11 protein-coding genes are annotated in these 18,013 nt (G+C 36.1%); 6 read left to right on the top strand and 5 right to left on the bottom strand.

The genetic code is table 11. The features are described from left to right. Nucleotides 1-4: 4 nt before the first annotated feature. From ACKPCA_RS08800 to ACKPCA_RS08810, 3 genes are all read right to left on the bottom strand, one after another. Nucleotides 5-3,499: a SusC/RagA family TonB-linked outer membrane protein gene (locus ACKPCA_RS08800; protein WP_321282496.1), complete on the bottom strand. Its 3,495-nt coding sequence runs from the start codon at nucleotides 3,497-3,499 to the stop codon at nucleotides 5-7. Between the two features lie 171 nt (nucleotides 3,500-3,670). Then, on the bottom strand, nucleotides 3,671-4,828 hold the full coding sequence (locus ACKPCA_RS08805) for a FecR family protein (protein ID WP_321282497.1): 1,158 nt from the start codon (nucleotides 4,826-4,828) through the stop codon (nucleotides 3,671-3,673). A gap of 251 nt (nucleotides 4,829-5,079) precedes the next feature. After that, on the bottom strand, nucleotides 5,080-5,631 hold the full coding sequence (locus ACKPCA_RS08810) for an RNA polymerase sigma-70 factor (RefSeq protein ID WP_321282498.1): 552 nt from the start codon (nucleotides 5,629-5,631) through the stop codon (nucleotides 5,080-5,082). A gap of 332 nt (nucleotides 5,632-5,963) precedes the next feature. On the opposite strand from ACKPCA_RS08810, the gene ACKPCA_RS08815 reads away from it, so the two are divergent. The 6 genes from ACKPCA_RS08815 to ACKPCA_RS08840 all read left to right on the top strand — a co-directional run bounded on the left by ACKPCA_RS08815 (nucleotide 5,964) and on the right by ACKPCA_RS08840 (nucleotide 15,943). Continuing rightward, a complete protein-coding gene (locus tag ACKPCA_RS08815) occupies nucleotides 5,964-9,230 on the top strand; it encodes a S41 family peptidase (protein ID WP_321282499.1) in 3,267 nt (1,088 codons plus the stop codon). 195 nt (nucleotides 9,231-9,425) lie between these two features. Further along, nucleotides 9,426-10,916: an acyl-CoA dehydrogenase family protein gene (locus tag ACKPCA_RS08820; protein ID WP_321282500.1), complete on the top strand. Its 1,491-nt coding sequence runs from the start codon at nucleotides 9,426-9,428 to the stop codon at nucleotides 10,914-10,916. A 531-nt stretch (nucleotides 10,917-11,447) separates the two neighbouring features. Then, the gene (locus ACKPCA_RS08825) at nucleotides 11,448-12,839 is read left to right on the top strand and encodes an FAD-binding oxidoreductase (RefSeq protein WP_321282501.1); all 1,392 of its coding nucleotides are present in this window, start codon (nucleotides 11,448-11,450) and stop codon (nucleotides 12,837-12,839) included. A 182-nt stretch (nucleotides 12,840-13,021) separates the two neighbouring features. After that, nucleotides 13,022-13,828, top strand: a complete 807-nt coding sequence (locus ACKPCA_RS08830; protein WP_321282502.1) for a TlpA family protein disulfide reductase — start codon at nucleotides 13,022-13,024, stop codon at nucleotides 13,826-13,828. Between the two features lie 578 nt (nucleotides 13,829-14,406). Then, a complete protein-coding gene (locus ACKPCA_RS08835; RefSeq protein WP_321282503.1) occupies nucleotides 14,407-14,925 on the top strand; it encodes a hypothetical protein in 519 nt (172 codons plus the stop codon). Between the two features lie 523 nt (nucleotides 14,926-15,448). Then, a complete protein-coding gene (locus ACKPCA_RS08840; RefSeq protein WP_321282504.1) occupies nucleotides 15,449-15,943 on the top strand; it encodes a carboxypeptidase-like regulatory domain-containing protein in 495 nt (164 codons plus the stop codon). Between the two features lie 134 nt (nucleotides 15,944-16,077). Here ACKPCA_RS08840 and ACKPCA_RS08845 read toward each other — a convergent pair whose 3' ends face one another. Then, complete coding sequence (locus tag ACKPCA_RS08845; protein ID WP_321282505.1) at nucleotides 16,078-17,406, bottom strand: outer membrane beta-barrel protein; 1,329 nt, start codon at nucleotides 17,404-17,406, stop codon at nucleotides 16,078-16,080. Further along, nucleotides 17,400-17,969 (bottom strand): RNA polymerase sigma factor, encoded by a 570-nt coding sequence (locus ACKPCA_RS08850; protein ID WP_054717445.1) that lies wholly within the window; start codon nucleotides 17,967-17,969, stop codon nucleotides 17,400-17,402. The genes ACKPCA_RS08845 and ACKPCA_RS08850 overlap by 7 nt, the downstream gene beginning before the upstream one ends. Nucleotides 17,970-18,013 lie beyond the last annotated feature (44 nt).

The raw sequence follows: 18,013 nt of genomic DNA on the forward strand, positions 1-18,013 counted from the left end.
ACGATTAAAATTCAAATGACAAACCTGCATAAAACTCTTTCTTTAAAGGTAGTCCACGAGTTTCAGGGTCGATATCGACACCACTTGCTCTAAGTGTCATTAGATTTCTTCCTTGTACAAATACACGAGCCTTATTAAAGCCTACATGTTTTAATACACTTTTGGGTACATTATATGAAAAAGTGACATCGCGCAGCTTAACGTAGTTTGCATTTAACACAAAGAAATCAGCCTTATCATACCACCATCCGGCTCCAAAATAAGACACTTTTGGATAAATCGTGTTGGCCTCATCCCCTGGATTTTTCCATGCTTCTGCAGCATGTCGGTTCGTGATATTATTTCCTGTAAAAGCGTCTCCCCAAAATTTAGCTCCAAAACTTCCAACAAACATACAGGAAACCTCAAAACTCTTATATGAAAAACTGTTAGTCCAAGCAATATTGAATTTTGGAATAGAAGAGCCTAAGTAAACTAAGTCATCTTTTTTAATGCTATTGGGATGAATAATACTCCCTTCCGAATCATAGGCCTGAGCCTCACCTTGATCACTTAAAGGAGCGCCTTTAAATCCCCACAATCCTTGCATTGCATAGCCTGCCTCATTAACTCCATATCCAGATGGCCATAGATAAGAAGTAGAATAAGGTCGATTTACATTGTATTCATTCACCTTGCTCTTGTTATAACTTGCATTTACAATTGTATTGTATAGGAAGTCTTTACTCTTAATCACATCCACATTTAAAGAAATCTCCAAACCTTTGTTAGTAATTTCTCCTGCATTTTTAGATAAGGATCGCACTCCTGTAGTTGAATCAATGGCATCTGGAGCTAACAAATCAGTGCTATGTTTTCTATATGCATCAACCGATAAGTTAATTCGGTTATTAAACATTGTTATGTCGAAGCCTAAATTGGAAGTAGAGGTTCTTTCCCAACGCAATTGATTGTTTGCCGGCGACTTAATTCTATACTCTATTCCCTGAGCTGTTTGGTTATAACCATATGATTCCAGAATCATGAAAGGACCTTCCGTCATAGAGATATTTCCATTGATACCATAAGATGCTCTCAAATTTAAACGACTGATAAATTCAACATCAAACCACTTCTCATTCGAAATTTTATATGTACCTCCTGCTGACCATGTTGGCTTATACCTGTATTTATCATCAGTTCCAAAGAAGTTTGTTAAATCTAATCTTATAGAACCACTTAGTAAAAAACGGTTATCATACTCATATGAACCATTTCCATACCAGGAAACAAAACGATTATCTCGATAATCTAATTCTCCTTCATAAATTCTAGGTAACATACTATTGTATCTACCCATCAGGTAATCTCCCCCATTCGAACCTGTATATGCATATATGTCGGAATTATCTACCGTTACAAAATCTCCAGAAATCGGATTGTACCCTACCTTGGTTGGGAGTATTGCATTATCAAATTGATCTCGGCGAATTTCATTCCCTGCAATAGCCGTTACACGGTGTATTCCTTCATTGAATGAACGGTTAAAACTTATCTGAGATCGGAAAGTATAGCTCTCATTAATATTCCTACTTTCATCTAATAAACCACCTTCCGGCAAGTAATGTTTTGAAGGATCTGTAGCAGAAGTTGCATCATTGTAACCTATTCTCATTACATGAGCATCAGCAGAGTAATACCCTCTTGTATTACTGTTACCTCGAGTCCATGCTCCTCCAATAGCTACATTTAGGCCTTCCATTAATTCAAGATTCAGTTGCGCTGATAATCTTGCTTGTAAATCATTACTTTCATTGATACCCTCACGCATATCTTTCAAAGGACTGTATTCCCAAGATTTCATACCTACTTTACTTGCGTACACATTTTCTCTGGACGGACTTACATAAAAAGGAACATTATCAACAGGGTTACCATTTTCGTCTACAATATTGTCATATGGTTGCATATTATTGCCATACAACATGTTCGTTTTGGAAGCTTTACTCTTTCTATATACAATATTGGCTGAAGTTGAAAAAGTAATATATTTTTTAGGCTTCCATGTATTTTTGATATCAAAAATAAAACGACTACTCTTTGACATTAGCTCTTCTCCTTTTTCATCAAAGAAATTAATCGATGCATTAAACAAATTTCTCTCACCACCACCAGAAACATTTACATTATGCTGTTGTGTAAATCTGTTTCTTAAAGCATGTTCTTCAATTTGTTTATAAAGATTATTGCCTCTTAACTTATCAATCTCAGACATAGCCTCGTCTCTTGTAATGATATTATAACTTGATTGCATCAATAGGTAATCAACATGAGACATACGACTGGGACCAGGAGAATAATAATAAGGTGCACTATCAAATTTTGCAATCTGTGCATCTATATACTCTGAAGTTGTTGTAAGATTTAGGTCATTTAGATTGGTTTTTTGCGTAGTGCTAATCGTCCCTTTATATGAAACCTTAAAATCACCCTTGCTACCTTTCTTCGTAGTTACCACGATAACCCCATTTGCAGAACGCGCTCCATAAATAGAGGCTGCAACACCATCTTTCAAAATCGTAATGTTCTCAATATTATCCGAGTTAATACTATTCAGGTTGCCATCGTACGGAAAGCCATCCAACACGATTAGTGGTTGAGCCTCTGCCTCAAAAGTTGAAGCTCCACGAATCGTAATATTCCCTTCATTATCAGTCACCAATCCAGTAGTCATCCCTTCAATAACCCGTGTTAAATCAGAAGTTAATTTGCTTTCTAAGGCTTCCTTTTTAATGGTACTAAACGAACCTGTTGCTCTCTCCTTCGAAATGGTTTGGTAACCAGTTACAACAACCTCTGCCATCTGCTCTGTATCCGAAGTTAATGTAATGTTCTGTACACTTTGTCCATTGTAAAAAACTTCCTGAGGCAACATTCCAACAAATGAGAAAATTAAAACTGCCTCATCTGATTCCAGTTCCAAAGTATAATTTCCATCAATATTTGTAGCAACACCAACTGAAGTACCTTTAATCACAACAGAAACTCCTGGAAGAGGCACTCCTTGATCGTCAGTTACTTTTCCTTTAATGGTTTTCTTTTCTTGCTGAACGGAAGTATCTACTTTTTCATCAACTTTTTGTTTTACCACTTCACGAGGGTACAATACAATCATCTTGTCCTCAACGCGATAATCGAGGCTGGTGTTTTTTAGTAGTTCATACAATACTTCATCTAAAGAGGCTCCCTTACATTCAATGGTAACATCCTCTAATTCCTTCACATACTCGTAATCATAGATAAAATCATAATCACACTGTTGTTTGATTTCTTCCAAAACTTTCTCAACACTAGCTGATTTCATTTGCATACTCAATGAGGTTTGAGAAAACAACTCATTGGCTTGCACGCTTATAATTCCGAGTAAAAACAGAAATACGCTTAGTTTCATGGTTAAGAGTATTTTTCGCAGCGGAGTGAATACACGCTCCCCACTGCTGGTAACACAATTTTTTTTCATAAATTTGAAATTGGGTTAGACACTTAGTTTAACTTGTCACAATTGAGTCCTTAGACTCTATTTTTCGGGGAACCTGGACCGTTCCCCGTTTTTTATTTAATCCACAGACTAAAGTCCATGGCCATTGCATTTGTTTATATTTAGGACACAAGATCTTGTGTACCTACAATTCTACTGTTTCACTTTTTTACTAACGAGTAGGTGATCATCTTCCAAGTGTAATTCTATTGGCGAAATTTCTTCAATCAAACCAATTAACTTATCGATATTCTCATACCTGTCTGTTACACCTGATATTCTTCTTTTTAATACGGCTTCGTCATCACAAATTACTTTTACTCCATACCAACGAGACATTTTTCTTAATACACTCTCCATAGGTTCACGATTGAAAACAAACTTTCCATCTTTCCATGCCGTGTATATACTCGTTTTCACCTCCCTCACTTCCATTTCGTTCGAAGCAAGATTCAATCCAACCTGGTCTCCTGGTTCAAGAATTACTTCTTTTGATTTTTTTGAAAACTGAACACTACCTTCAACCAATGTGGTTTGTATTTCGGCCTCATCCTGATAAGCCATCACATTAAACTCTGTCCCCAGTACCTCTACTTTCGAACCGTCATTCAAATACACATCAAATGGTCTTTCTTTATCTTTGGCGACTGCAAAATAGGCTTCTCCACTTATCAACTTTACTTCACGTTTGCCTTTTCCAAACTTTTCAGGAAATTTAATTTCTGTTTGAGCATTCATCCAAATTTTGGTCCCATCAGACAATTGCATAAAATACTCCCCTTTTATTGGAGTTTTTATGGTATTGTATTTCAGCACTTCATCAGCTATCTCTCCTTGTTGATACACCAACTCATTATTTGTATTGCTCGCCAGTTTTTCTTTCCCAGATTTGATATCCTTCCCCTGGTAATCTTCCAGGTAAATGGTTTTTCCATTGGATAATTCAAGTGTTGCCCTGGAACTACCAGCTTTTACGATCTCATGATTTTGAGACCAATATACTTCATTTAGCATATAGGTAGTAGCCAATAACGGAAGCATGATTACTGCAGCCCATTTCAAAATAGTTCTCAAACGAATTACTTTCGTTTTCAATTCAGGAACTTTCTTGGTAATCTTCTCCCAAGACTTCTCCTGATTAATTTTATCATATAATTCATGCTTCTTCTGAATTTGCTTCGAATCAGAAGCCAGCATATAACTTCTTTCGTTTCTTAATTTCCATTCAGCAAGTTTTTGCTGCTCTTCAAAGGTCAATTCCCCCACTTTTTCTTTGGAAATTAATTTTGCAATGTCGTATATCTCATTCATAGCTATGTGCGATTTTCTTTTTCTGATAGAGTGATCAATTCCATCTTTATAAAATCTTTTTATCAAGCACTTATCTTTTTTTTAGATACTGTTCTTTCTCCTGATTTTATTAAGAGACCACCAAATTGCAAAAGAGTGTTAGTTGTTTTTTGATTTTTTCAGAAAAAGTTGAAAGGAGTCTGGAAAAGTGAAATTAGTAATACAATATTCTAACACTTTATACTTGTGGACTGGAACGTGTAACTCGAAGCTTAATAATTTATTTCAAGCAGAATTGCCACCAAATATGCATACTTGCCCAATTTTTCGCGAAGTTCTTTATACGCATGCATTTTGTGAGATTTTACTGTATTAACTGTCAATCCCATGATATCAGCAATTTCCTGATTTTTTAATCCCAATAAACTGTATCGGATAATTTGTTGGCGTTGTTTGGGCAATTCACCAATGAATTTGTATAGCAATCGAGATACTTCTTCAGATAGAACTTGATCCAGGAAAAATTCTTCGGTTTCCAATCTCGGTAAGGATTCAGCAATGTACTTGTTCTTTACCTGTTCATGTTTGATATTGTTCAAACATTTGTTACGAACCGCACGATACAAATATACCTTCAGGGTAACTTCATTCTGGTACTCATCCTGCTTTTCCCACAGGCCAACAAACACCTCCTGAACCAAATCTTCACTCAGTTCAACGTCAGACACAAAAGTATTGGCAAATCCAACAAGACTTGCAAAATACTGATCGAATATTTTGCGAAAATTATCTTTGGTAAGTTTTATTTTATCGGGTACGGTCAATGGTTGTGGGTTAAGAATTCGGCCCTAAAATAAATAGTTTTATTTGAATCAGAAAAACTTCGCATGATTTCCTTACAACCGTACCAAATCATTTAAATACAAATATTGCGTAACATATCCACATTCATTTCACAATTATTTTCAATATCAACAATATTACTTATGTTTGTGATGTGCATACACCAGCACAGCTTTTACACCAAAGAAAACCTCTAATATTTCTATTAAATCAATTCTCGGGTTTAATATTTTACCTATTTTTACCAACCCCTAGAAAATTTAACAATACTGATGTCTTTGCATCATTTTTTAAACAACAAGTACATTAACTAATGAAGAGATTATTTATTTTCTTATTTGCTGTATTATGTAATACCTATGTATTTGCCAATGGCAATTCAGAATGGATTCGCTATGCAGCAATTTCGCCAGATGGGGAAAAAATTGTTTTCACCAACCGAGGAGATTTGTATCTGGTATCGAGTAAGGGTGGCGAAGCTCGCCCATTAACCTTCCATAAGGCACACGACTACATGCCTGTTTGGAGCCACGACGGAAGCAAAATTGCATTTGCATCTAACCGTTTTGGAAACTTTGATGTGTACATTATGGATGCCAATGGTGGTGAAGCTACACGTTTGACTTATCACTCGAACAACGAAGTTCCTTATACTTTTACTCGCGACAATAAAAACATCTTATTTGGCGGTATCCGTTTGGATGATGTAAATCACAGACAGTATCCGCATCGTTCACAAACCGAATTGTATCAAGTTCCAGCAAATGGTGGTCGTGTAGATCAAGTTTTTACAATTCCTGCTGAAGATGTAAAAATCAGCAAAGATGGAAAGCAGATGATTTACCATGATGTAAAAGGTGGCGAAGATGAATTTCGCAAGCATCATGTTTCATCAGTTACCAGAGATATCTGGACTTATGATGTAGCAACTGACCAACACAAAATGATCAGCTCTTTTAATGGTGAGGACCGAAATCCTGTATACAGTGCTGATGAAAAAAGCATTTACTACTTAAGTGAAGAAAGCGGATGTTATAACGTACACAAAATGGATCTTGCCACGCCTGAGCAAAACACACAGATTACATCCTTCAAAATGCATCCTGTTCGTTACCTAAGCATGGCTAACAATGGAACACTTTGCTATACTCATAATGGTGAATTGTTTACCATGACCAATGGCAAACAAGAAAAAGTAAATGTAAATGTTCGTACTGAGGACAAAGCCAATAACGAGCAAATTATTTCGGTTAATGGCAATGTAAAAGAAATGGCTATTTCACCTGACGGAAAAGAGGTTGCCTATATTGTTAGAGGCGAAGTATTTGTTTCGTCGGTTGAAGGTAAAATGACCAAAAGAATTACAACTACTCCTGCTCAGGAAAGATTTGTAAGCTTCTCTCCTGACGGAAAAAGCATTCTTTATGCAAGCGAAAGAAATGCAAAATGGGGAATCTACGCAAGTAAAAAAGTAAGCGATACTGAACCTTACTTCTATGCTTCAACTTTAATAAAAGAAGAACCTGTAATTGTTAATGACAACGACAACTATCAGCCTAAATACTCACCTAACGGCGAAGAAATTGCTTTTATTGAGAACAGAAGTTCATTGAAGGTATTTAATATCAAAAGCAAAAGGATCCGCACTATTATGAATGGTGATCACTTGTTTTATATGGGTGAAGGAGATCAGTATTTTACCTGGAGTCCTGATAGCAAGTGGTTGTTGGTTGATTACTCTCCTGTTATAGCAAATGGTGAAGTTGTAATCATTTCGGCAGATGGCAAACAGAAAATGATTAACCTTACCGAGAGTGGTTATGGCGATAGCTATGCAAAATGGGTGAACAAAGGAAAACAAATGTTGTGGTTTAGCGATCGTCACGGGTTGCGTTCGTATGCAAACAGTGGGTCACGCCAGATGGATGTGTATACCATGTTCTTTACCAAAGATGCATGGGATCGTTTCAACATGAGCAAAGATGACTATGCTCTTCTTAAAGAAATTGAAAAGAAGGAAAAAGAAGAGAAAGAAAAAGCTAAGAAAGAAGAAGAAAAGAAAGACAAGAAAAAGTCGAAAAAGGACAAGGATAAAAAGGAAGAGGTTAAAAAAGACAGCTTGTTAACTTTTGATTGGGATGGTATGAAAGATCGCAAGAAAAGATTAACCATTCACTCTTCTAAATTAAGCGATGCTATTCTTTCTAAAGATGGTGAGACTTTGTACTACATTGCAAAATTCGATAAGGGATACAGCATTTGGAGTACCGTATTACGTACTAAAGAAACCAAGAAATTAATACCGATCGGTTCGAGTGGAGGTAGCCTGATTTGGGACAAGGAAATGAAAAACCTGTTCCTTTTATCGGATGGAACCATGTCGAAAGTTGATTTGGCAGGAAAGTCAACCAAACCAATTTCAGTAAATAGCGAGATGATTCTGGATGTTGCTGCAGAACGTCAGCAAATGTTCGATCATGTTTATGCTCGAAACAAAGGCATGTTCTACATTTCAGATTATCATGGAGTTGATTGGGATGCTTTAAGAGATAACTATGAGCCTAAACTAAAATCGCTTAGTAACGATTTTGAATTTGCACAATTGCTTTCTGAAATGTTGGGTGAACTGAATGTTTCACACTCAGGTGCACGTTATTACGGAGGCATTTACAATGGTGACAAAACTGCTTCTTTAGGAATCTTTATCGATTACAAATACAAAGGAGATGGTATCAAAATTACTGAAATCATGAAAGATGGTCCATTGGATAAGAAAAAATTCAATGTAAAACCGGGTATGATTATCGAGCAGATTGATGGAATTAAAATTGGTAAAGATGTTGATTTTGCCAAGTTCTTAAATCGTAAAGCTGGTAAATTTACTGCTCTTCACATTTTCGATCCTTCTACTAAAAAATACCAGGACATTACGGTAAAACCTGTTTCATTAGGTACCGAGTCTGACTTGATCTACAAGCGTTGGGTTAAAAAGAATGAAGAGGAAGTTGACCGTTTGAGTAATGGTAAACTAGCCTATGTTCACATTCCAGGAATGAACGACGGTGCTTACCGTAACACTTACGAAAAAGTAATGGGTAAATACTACGATCGCGATGGTATCATTATCGATACTCGTTTTAATGGTGGTGGTGACTTGGTTGGTGACATTACCATGTTCTTAACTGGCGAAACCTTTATGGAATATGCAATTGAAGATCGTACAGTTGGATACGAACCTGGTTACCGTTGGACCAAACCATCTGTAGCTATGATTAATGAGTCAAACTATAGTGATGGTCACTGTTTCTCATGCGCTTACCAAGACCTTGGCATTGGTAAACTAATTGGTATGCCTGTTCCTGGAACTTGTAGCTTCGCTGGTTGGGAAATGCTTCAAAATGATCGCGTACTTTGGGGATCCATTCCTGTAAGTGCGAAAAACAAAGCCGGAGAATGGTTGGAAAACAATCAAACGGTTCCTGATATTCAGGTTAAAAACATGCCTGAAACCATTACTAAGGGTGAAGACGAACAGTTAGAAGCTGCCGTTAAAGCTTTAATGGAAGAATGTGCTGAATAAGCAATAACCATAAAGATAAAAGTAAAGCCGCTGAACATTCAGCGGCTTTTTTTGTATAATAATACCTCTCATACTGTTAATAAATCACATTCTAAATAAGGAATAAAACACAAATAAAGACTTATTTGTCTTATTTAAAAACTATTTTTATCACGTCTAAATTAAATTAGACCCATAAAAAGAAGATTGAATAAGATGATTAAGAATTTTTCTGAGTACCTGAAAGAGTTTGAACAAACTCTTAAATCAGTATTTTACGAACGAGATGACATTAACAAATTCAGCTTGAATAGAGGTTTCCCTCCATTGGTAATGCGTGAGATAATGGCCAGTGCTCCTTTATCGGTTGCCATTCCAGAAAACTATGGAGGAAGAGGTGCTAAAGTGAAAGAATGCTTGGGCATACTCTCTTCTGCTGCTTATGAATCATTGCCATTAGCATTAACATTGGGTATTAATATCGCACTATTTCTTGAACCTGTAGCCAAATATGCCAACAACACGGTAAAGGGAGGTATCTTTAAGCGCTTTTTGGAAAAACAGCAAATGGGTGGTTTAATGATTACCGAACCTGATTTTGGTAGCGATGCCTTAAACATGCAAACTCATTATACCCAAAAAGACGATCTTTACCACATTAAAGGGACCAAGCATTGGCAAGGCTTAACGGGATTGGCAGATTTTTGGCTGATCACATCAAGGCAGAAACATGAGCAGGGCAAATTGGATCGTGATATCGATTTTTTTATCTGCGATGTTACTCAAAAAAACCAACAAGTTGTGGTCGAAGAATATTTCGACAACCTAGGCCTATACATGATTCCTTATGGCACCAACAAACTTGATGTTCAAATACCAAAGGAATATAAATTAACGCCAGAAAGTACCGGAGTTAAAATGATGCTTGACATTTTACACCGTAGTAGAATGCAATTCCCTGGTATGGGATTGGGCTTTATCAAACGATTAATGGATGAAGCAATTGATCAATGTAAAACCAGAATTGTTGGAGGAAAAAGTTTATTTTCTTTTGACCAGGTACAACATCAAATTTCAAAAATACAAAGTGCTTACACCATATGTTCCGCCCTTTGCGTAAGAAGTAGCGATAAAAGTGGATTGGAAAACAATTTGGCAAGCGATGGTGTTGAGGCCAATAGCATAAAAACCGTGGTTACCGATTTAATGCAGGAATCAGCTCAAACCTTGGTGCAATTATCTGGAGCGAAAGGTTACCGATTAAGTCATATTGGAGGACGAGGAATTGTCGACAGTCGTCCATTCCAGATATTCGAAGGAGCAAATGAAATGCTCTACACTCAAATTTCGGATATGATTCTGAAGTTAATGAAGAAGAAAAAAGAGAGCAATCTTTTCCAGTTCTTGAAAGATTTTAATCTAACAGAAAAAGCATCCGAATATTTCAAGAAGGAAATTAACTTTTCAATTGATTTTAACCTTCCACAGCGCAAACAAGTGGATTTGGGAAAAGCTTTAAGCAGAATTGTATCGGCTGGTTTTGTTCTAAATCTGGAAGAAAAAGGATTTAGAAAAGATTTAATTAGCAACTGCATTAACTCCTTACAACATGATATCAGTAATTTAATCAACTCCTTTCAAATCAACAAAGGAGTATCTAGCATTGAGGATTATCAGGACGGAAGTTCCTGGCTTGAAATGGCATAAACCAATTATTAACTCAGAGAGGGTGTTCAACATTATCAAACATCCTCTCCATAGTTCTCCTTTCTATTTTTTCTTAATGATAACTTGCTATCCAGTAATTAACTTCCTTTTTTAAAAGTAGCTAAGCTTAACTTTTTAATGATAGCGAAATCCGGAAGTGATATCCGGAATTTGCTTCATGCAACCTACAATTTACACTAAATTGTATACTAAAGTCTATTTTAACAAAAAGACAAACACACCTCAATTATTTTAGTTTATCATTTATTAAACTAAAATTACACCCCTACATCATCAATGTTTATATAACTTAAACTTGAGGCAATTACAAAACTATTTTCCATTTAATCTCTGGACATTCACATGATATAGTCGTAAATTGGGTTTTCTATTCTAGCATAACTGCCCCATGATTTATGCTCACTTTCTGTGCATAAATAAATCTTAACATCAGTAATTCTTAAATCCACTTACAAGTGATTTCGCATTTGAATTTATAAAGTGTATTTATTCACCAAAAATAGTTAAGACATGAAAATTAGTGATAGTCAAAAAAAGGAGTTACAAAATGCCATAAAAGGAGAGGTTTTAATTCCTGGTAATGACAAATACGAAGAATCCAGGCAATTATGGAATGCAATGTTCGATAAAAAGCCAGCAATAATTATCAGATGTCGCAATAAAAAAGACATCGCTCATGCAGTAAATTTTGGTCGTGACAACAATTTATTGATAGCGGTTAAAAGTGGCGGGCACAATTCAGCAGGAACTGGATCTTGCGATAATGGCCTAATGATTGATTTGTCACCTATGCAAAATGTTGAGGTGGATGCAGAGAATAACATTGTTAAGGCAGAAGCAGGTTGTTTACTTTCGACCATAGATGCCGCTACTCAAAAATATGGTTTGGCAGTTTCCTCAGGCATGATCTCTCATACTGGTGTAGGTGGGCTTACTCTTGGGGGTGGTTTTGGTTGGATTAGCAGAAAACATGGTTTTTCCATTGACAATCTTCTTTCTGCTGAAGTGATTACTGCCAAAGGAGAAATTGTGACTGCCAGTGCTTCCGAAAATCCCGACTTATTTTGGGCCATTCGAGGGGGTGGCGGAAATTTTGGTGTGATAAGTTCTTTTGTATTTAAGGCAGCTAAAATAGGCACCGAAGTCCTTTCAGGACCCATAGTAAAAAGTTTCGATGATTTGAAGGAGTACATGCAATTCCATCGCGAATTTGTACGAACATTACCCGACGAAATGACCATTAATATGGTTGTAAGGCACGCTCCTCCTCTCCCTTTCATCCCTGAAAAATATCATGGCAAACTGGTTTTGCTACTACCTTTTGTTTGGTTGGGAGATCCTGATGAAGGACAAAGAATCATTCAAAATGTACGTGATTGTACGGAAACCATTGGTGATGGATCGGGAATGTACCCTTGGGCTGGCTGGCAAACCGCATTCGATGAACTAAACTCTCATGGCGCTCGCAACTATTGGAAGTCACACCACATTACCGACCTTTCTGATGGTTTCATCGATGCCATTATAGAATATGCATTAAAATTCCCTACAACGGAATGTGAAATGTTTATTCCACATATGGAAGGTGCACCAAGTAGAATAGATCCTGCTGCTACAGCATTTCCTCATCGAAAAACTCCTTTCCTTCTCAATATTCATACCCGATGGAGAGATAGCAGTGATGATGAAAAGTGCTTACAATGGGTTAATGATTTTCACAAAGCAACCGAAGCTTTTGCCAAAGGAGTTTACGTTAATTTCATAAGTAACGAAGGTGCCGACAGGGTTAAAGATGCCTATACCGCCCCTATTTGGTATCGATTAACGGAGTGCAAAAACAAATGGGATCCTGATAATCTTTTTAGGATAAATCAAAATATAACTCCTTCGAATCATAAATAGTACAAATAATAATTTCTACAAGAACCATCCTAATTGGGATGGTTTTTTTATGTATAAACTGATAAACGCTCACCTGTTTTATTTAATTAACAGTAAAAAATTTCTATATTTGATAGACCTCTATTTTTTTATAGAACCTGAAAACATAACAACCCAATAATGAACCTTTAAAAAATACAAAGATGAAATTTAAAATTACAGTCCTACTAATCCTTTCCTTTCTAACTGTATTTGGAACTTTTGCCCAACAGAAAAAAGTAATCAAGCCTGAAACCATTTATATCGTAGATAACGAGATCGTAAGCCCGGACTTTTTGAAAAAACTGAACCCTAATCACATTAAGAAAATGAAAATGAGCATATCGGGTGAAGAAAAAGAAGCTCTCGTAAAAAAGTTTGGCAAAACATTAGAAGATAACCAGATTGTTGTTTTGGTTATGAAAACTGAGGAAGAAATCAAAAACACCAAAACAATAACACCTGAAGAGACTGCTGAAATAAGGCGCAAAAATGCCGAAGAGAGTGCTAAAAAAATAAAAGAATCTACCTTGGTAAATAGCGGCGATATGGCCAAAGATTTCACCCTCGAAATGCTTGATGGATCAAAGTTTAAGTTATCAGATCTTAAAGGAAAAGTGGTATTGATCAACTTTTGGGCAACTTGGTGTGCTCCTTGTATGAAAGAACTTTATGAATTTCCAGAAAGAATTATCGAACCATTTGCTGACAAGGATTTTGTATTGCTTGCTATTTCTCGTGGAGAAGAACCTGATGTAGTTCGTAAAAAAATGGATAAACTAAAAAGCAGAGGTGTGGAGTTCAATGCCGGATTAGATCCAAAAGAAGAAATCTTTAAGCTTTATGCTACCAACTTGATTCCTCGTAACTTTTTGGTCGATCAAAACGGGAAAGTAGTGTACTCCTCGGTTGGTTACAGCAATGAAAAATTGAACGAATTGGTAAAGAAGATTGAGGAATTATTGAAATAGAAATACAATCAAACGTACATGCGACAATTGCAAGAAAATTTAAATTAATAAAAACAGGACTTCATAGAGGTCCTGTTTTTTATTTTAACACCACATTATGCAATAATCCCACACATTTACTGACCTTCAGAACTTTAACTTAACAATATCTACCTGGTTACCCAACCAGGTAAAATAGGTTGGTGAACCTACTCAAGACACTTACCCAACCTCCTAAAATAGGTTAGTAGACCTACTCAAGGCACTTACCCAACCACCTAAAATAGGTTGGTAAACCTATTCAAGACACTTACCCAACCTCCTAAAATAGGTTAGTAGACCTACTCAAGACACTACCCCAACCTACTACAAAAACTAAGCATATTGACTATCGGTATTCATCCATCCTCCTAATCACTATTAAATAACAATATAAAGTCTTTGTAAAGGGATTATTGTTTTGTAAATTGACAAGCGGAAACAAAATTCGTTGTGCAACATACCTATAATGGGATACAAACACACATTTTAATTAAGATATAATCGAAATAAACACAATTGTTTTATTTACAAGTTGCCAGTAATGCCAAGAAACGACAATGCAGAAAATAAAAGACATATTACAAGGAGATGTTTTAACATTTAAAGCATCTGATAATAGATTTAAGGTTTTGATGTGCACCAGTGTTTTTAAGGACAGTAGTCCACATAATTTCACTTTTACAGCTTTGACTTATGACTCTGAAAATAGACCTCAGATTGAGAACGTTTTGCAGAGTGAATTCTATGGAGTTGGAAATACAAAGAATGACTTCTTTAAATACTTGGATAGCGAATTAGAAAAAATTTGGTCAATTCACCCAGAAATTAAACCATACTTTTTAGGTTCATACAGCTTGATAGTTTGGAGAAAGGACTTCATGAAATTTCGTGAGAATTTTGAAAAGATTGGCAACTTAAATGTGATTGACAACTTGGACAAGAATGGAAATGGCGGAATGAATGCAAGCGATATGACCGTTTTGAATAATCTGTTTACGAAAGACACTAACGGATTCTTTGAGAATAAGGGACAAAAAAGATTTATGGTTAAGGCAATTGTAAAAAATGAGAATTAACACGAGAGAGACATATAGAAAACTGATAGTGGGTACAATACTGTCGGTATTGGTGTTTTTCTCAATTTCATTTGTAACGGTCTTGACTCAAATAAATTCGCCATTGCATCGGATTAATGATTACTATGAGTTAAAGATTGGATTTCCATTTGAATATTATCATGAATTTATGGTTGACTGTCCGATTCCAAATTCAGGATGGAATATTAATAACTTGATACTTGATTGTGTAATTTCTTGGATTTTAGTGACTGGACTATATTTGATTATGAAACGAAATAAATAAAGCACGTACTGGCAACAATGTATATAGCAAATAAGGCAGATAGTGGGTTACATAAGGTTGGTGCTTCGATGGAACACCGCCGAAGCTTTTGCTTCGGCTACAATAAAAATGTTTCAGCGGTGCCAAAACAAAAGCTTCGTCTCAGTGCAAACTTGATAGAATTGTGCTCCGAAACGCCTTACTTGCCATATACTCAACGTCGGCAAACATTAAAAATCAATACACCGAGAATTATACATGAAACATATTCTGATTATATTTTGGCTTATTATATCAATTCCTTGTTTTGCTCAAACAGGATCACTTAAAGGACATATTTCATATCTTGAAGATGGTAGTGATTTCGCAAGTTTAATAATTGTCTTAATAAAGGATGGAAATATAATCACTGAAGCAGTTACAGATTCACTTGGTAATTATATTATAACTGAAGTTCCATTAGGAAACTATGAACTTAAAATTAGTCAACTTGGCTTTAGAGATAAAGTCATTAAGGATTTCCAAATAAAAGAAGGACTTAAAAAAGGAAACTTTATTTTTCCCGATCCATGTATAACATCAAAGAAAATATGTCCTAAAGGACACAAAGACCATATAATTCCAATACTTTATGGTTATCCGACAAACAGGTTATTAAGAAAAGCTAAAAAAGGAAAAATAAAGCTTGGTAGTTGTATCGTAACAGATTGTGATCCTCAATGGTACTGCACTAAGCATGGAATTGACTTTTAGAAAAAACTTTTACCAACAGTGGCTAATAAGCACAAGTGGGACTGCTCGTTTTAGTTGGATCGTAGCTTAGTCAAACAGCGCCAAAAATCCAAGACCATGCCTTGGATTTACATTGATACATTTCGAATATGTGCTTAAAAATTATAGCGAATCCCTGTTTGTACACCAATTGAGTATGGTTTGTAATCAAATTGGCTACTCTTGTTAATTGAGTTCAGGTAGTACTTAAAACTAGGTTCAAGACCAATTCTAACTTTAGGACTTAACTGATACTCAAATCCCAAACCAAATAAGGAGCTGAAATTGGTAGTTCTTAAATTCTCTATTTCACCAATCTTTCGTTTCGATCCTGAAGTCTGGTAAACACCATTCTCAACAATCCAGTTGGCACCAAAACCTCCACTTAAATAAACGCCCAATCTCTTTTGAGTTAAATTGTATCGTATCAAAATTGGCACCTCTATGGTTTCGAAGCTTTGCATCAAATCATCCGACGAACTATAAGTAGAAGCTGCCAAATATTCAGCATTGGTTCTATCCTCTACACTTCCGCCTGTATAATTGATTTTCCCGGCAGTTGTATGCGATGGCAGAAAGCTTCTCTCCTGTCTGTTAATTTCATTCGCTTCTCCTTCAGCAATTGGATCTGCAAATGCCATGTTCATTCTGGAACCTCCCATGTCCTGACCAACACGATTGTACATGAAACCAGTTTGTAAAGCCAGCTTCTCACCTAAAGCATAGTTCACTTTAACTCCTCCACCAAAACTAACAATCCCGCTATTTGCACTTGTAGCTGATTCTTCGTTAGAGTATGCCGAAGAAATTTGTCCAATAATGGCCCAGCGATTCTTTCTTAATTCATCCTTCTTGGATTGCTCCATTGCCAAAAGGTTATTCATAACAATCAAGTCTTCTGCACTTAATTGTATGGCTTCCGTTTTTTTAGCATTCTGATATTGCAAACTCTCAGGAATTTGGTTAGATGCATTGAGCAATTGTTTAATCCCTAAAGGAATGCTATTTAATAAAGATTCTTTCTCAAACTGGTTCTCTTTACTTGATAATTCTGGTTGAACGATATGCTTTGCAAAATTCGATGCGTTTTCAGCAATAAATACACCATTTCCTTTCTCTTCACCCTTTGCCTCATTCTTTTCACTTGTCTCACCCGATGTTTCTGGCTGATTTAATGGATTTGATGATGAAGAATTATCACTCAATTGCTCGATAGGAAAACCTCCCGGTTCAGAAATAAACAAGTCACGATTTGCAATTCCAAAAAACAACAGAACAGAAGCTGCCAAAGCAGTAGAAATAAAAAGGATTACCCCTCTCCTTTTTCTTCGAGCAGCTGCCATCTTCTCACCAATTGCATTCCAGACTTCAGGATTTGGTTCAACGCTCATTCCTTTCAATCCATCGGCAAACAGACTATCGATATGTTTGTTCTCGTCTAGCATATTTTCAGCTTGTTCTCTTTTTCACTTAAATAATCATTCACTTTTTGCTTTAAAATTGCTCTTCCCCGAGCCAGGTTCGATTTCGAAGTCCCTACAGTAATATTCATTACCTCAGAAATCTCGTTGTGGGTGTATCCATCTAAAACATATAAACTAAACACCATTTGGTACCTATCAGGCAAGCCCTGAACCATCTGTAAAAGAACTTCCAATGGAATGTTCGTGTTTTGAATTGATTCTTCAGCTTCCGAATCGGGATCGGGTTCCCAAACCTCATCAACCACTTGCATATTTTTCGATTTGCGGAACTTTTCCAAAGCTGTATTAACCATTATTCTGCGAATCCAACCTTCAAAAGATCCTTTAAATTGATAAGATTTAATATTTTGAAAGACTTTAATAAATCCATCTTGCAAAGTATCCTCGGCTTCACTCAAATCATTGGAATACCGCAAACACACACCCAACATTTTGGGTGCAAACGCCCGATAAAGCAATTCTTGCGCTTTAGATTTACCTTTCGAGCATTCTTTTACTATTTGTTCTAATTCTCGGTTTTCCAAAGTGGTTAACGTCTTTTGCGATCCTGATTCATTAAATAGTTGTG

The sequence above is a fragment of the Marinifilum fragile genome (assembly GCF_963677365.1).
Taxonomy (GTDB): domain Bacteria; phylum Bacteroidota; class Bacteroidia; order Bacteroidales; family Marinifilaceae; genus Marinifilum; species Marinifilum fragile.

What these genes read in the sequence shown, in the direction of transcription:
- ACKPCA_RS08840 (WP_321282504.1), top strand. Translation starts at nt 15,449, where the DNA reads ATGAAACATATTCTGATTATATTTTGGCTTATTATATCAATTCCTTGT.
- ACKPCA_RS08835 (WP_321282503.1), top strand. Translation starts at nt 14,407, where the DNA reads ATGCAGAAAATAAAAGACATATTACAAGGAGATGTTTTAACATTTAAA.
- ACKPCA_RS08825 (WP_321282501.1), top strand. Translation starts at nt 11,448, where the DNA reads ATGAAAATTAGTGATAGTCAAAAAAAGGAGTTACAAAATGCCATAAAA.
- ACKPCA_RS08845 (WP_321282505.1), bottom strand. Translation starts at nt 17,406, where the DNA reads ATGCTAGACGAGAACAAACATATCGATAGTCTGTTTGCCGATGGATTG.
- ACKPCA_RS08815 (WP_321282499.1), top strand. Translation starts at nt 5,964, where the DNA reads ATGAAGAGATTATTTATTTTCTTATTTGCTGTATTATGTAATACCTAT.
- ACKPCA_RS08800 (WP_321282496.1), bottom strand. Translation starts at nt 3,499, where the DNA reads ATGAAAAAAAATTGTGTTACCAGCAGTGGGGAGCGTGTATTCACTCCG.
- ACKPCA_RS08830 (WP_321282502.1), top strand. Translation starts at nt 13,022, where the DNA reads ATGAAATTTAAAATTACAGTCCTACTAATCCTTTCCTTTCTAACTGTA.
- ACKPCA_RS08805 (WP_321282497.1), bottom strand. Translation starts at nt 4,828, where the DNA reads ATGAATGAGATATACGACATTGCAAAATTAATTTCCAAAGAAAAAGTG.
- ACKPCA_RS08820 (WP_321282500.1), top strand. Translation starts at nt 9,426, where the DNA reads ATGATTAAGAATTTTTCTGAGTACCTGAAAGAGTTTGAACAAACTCTT.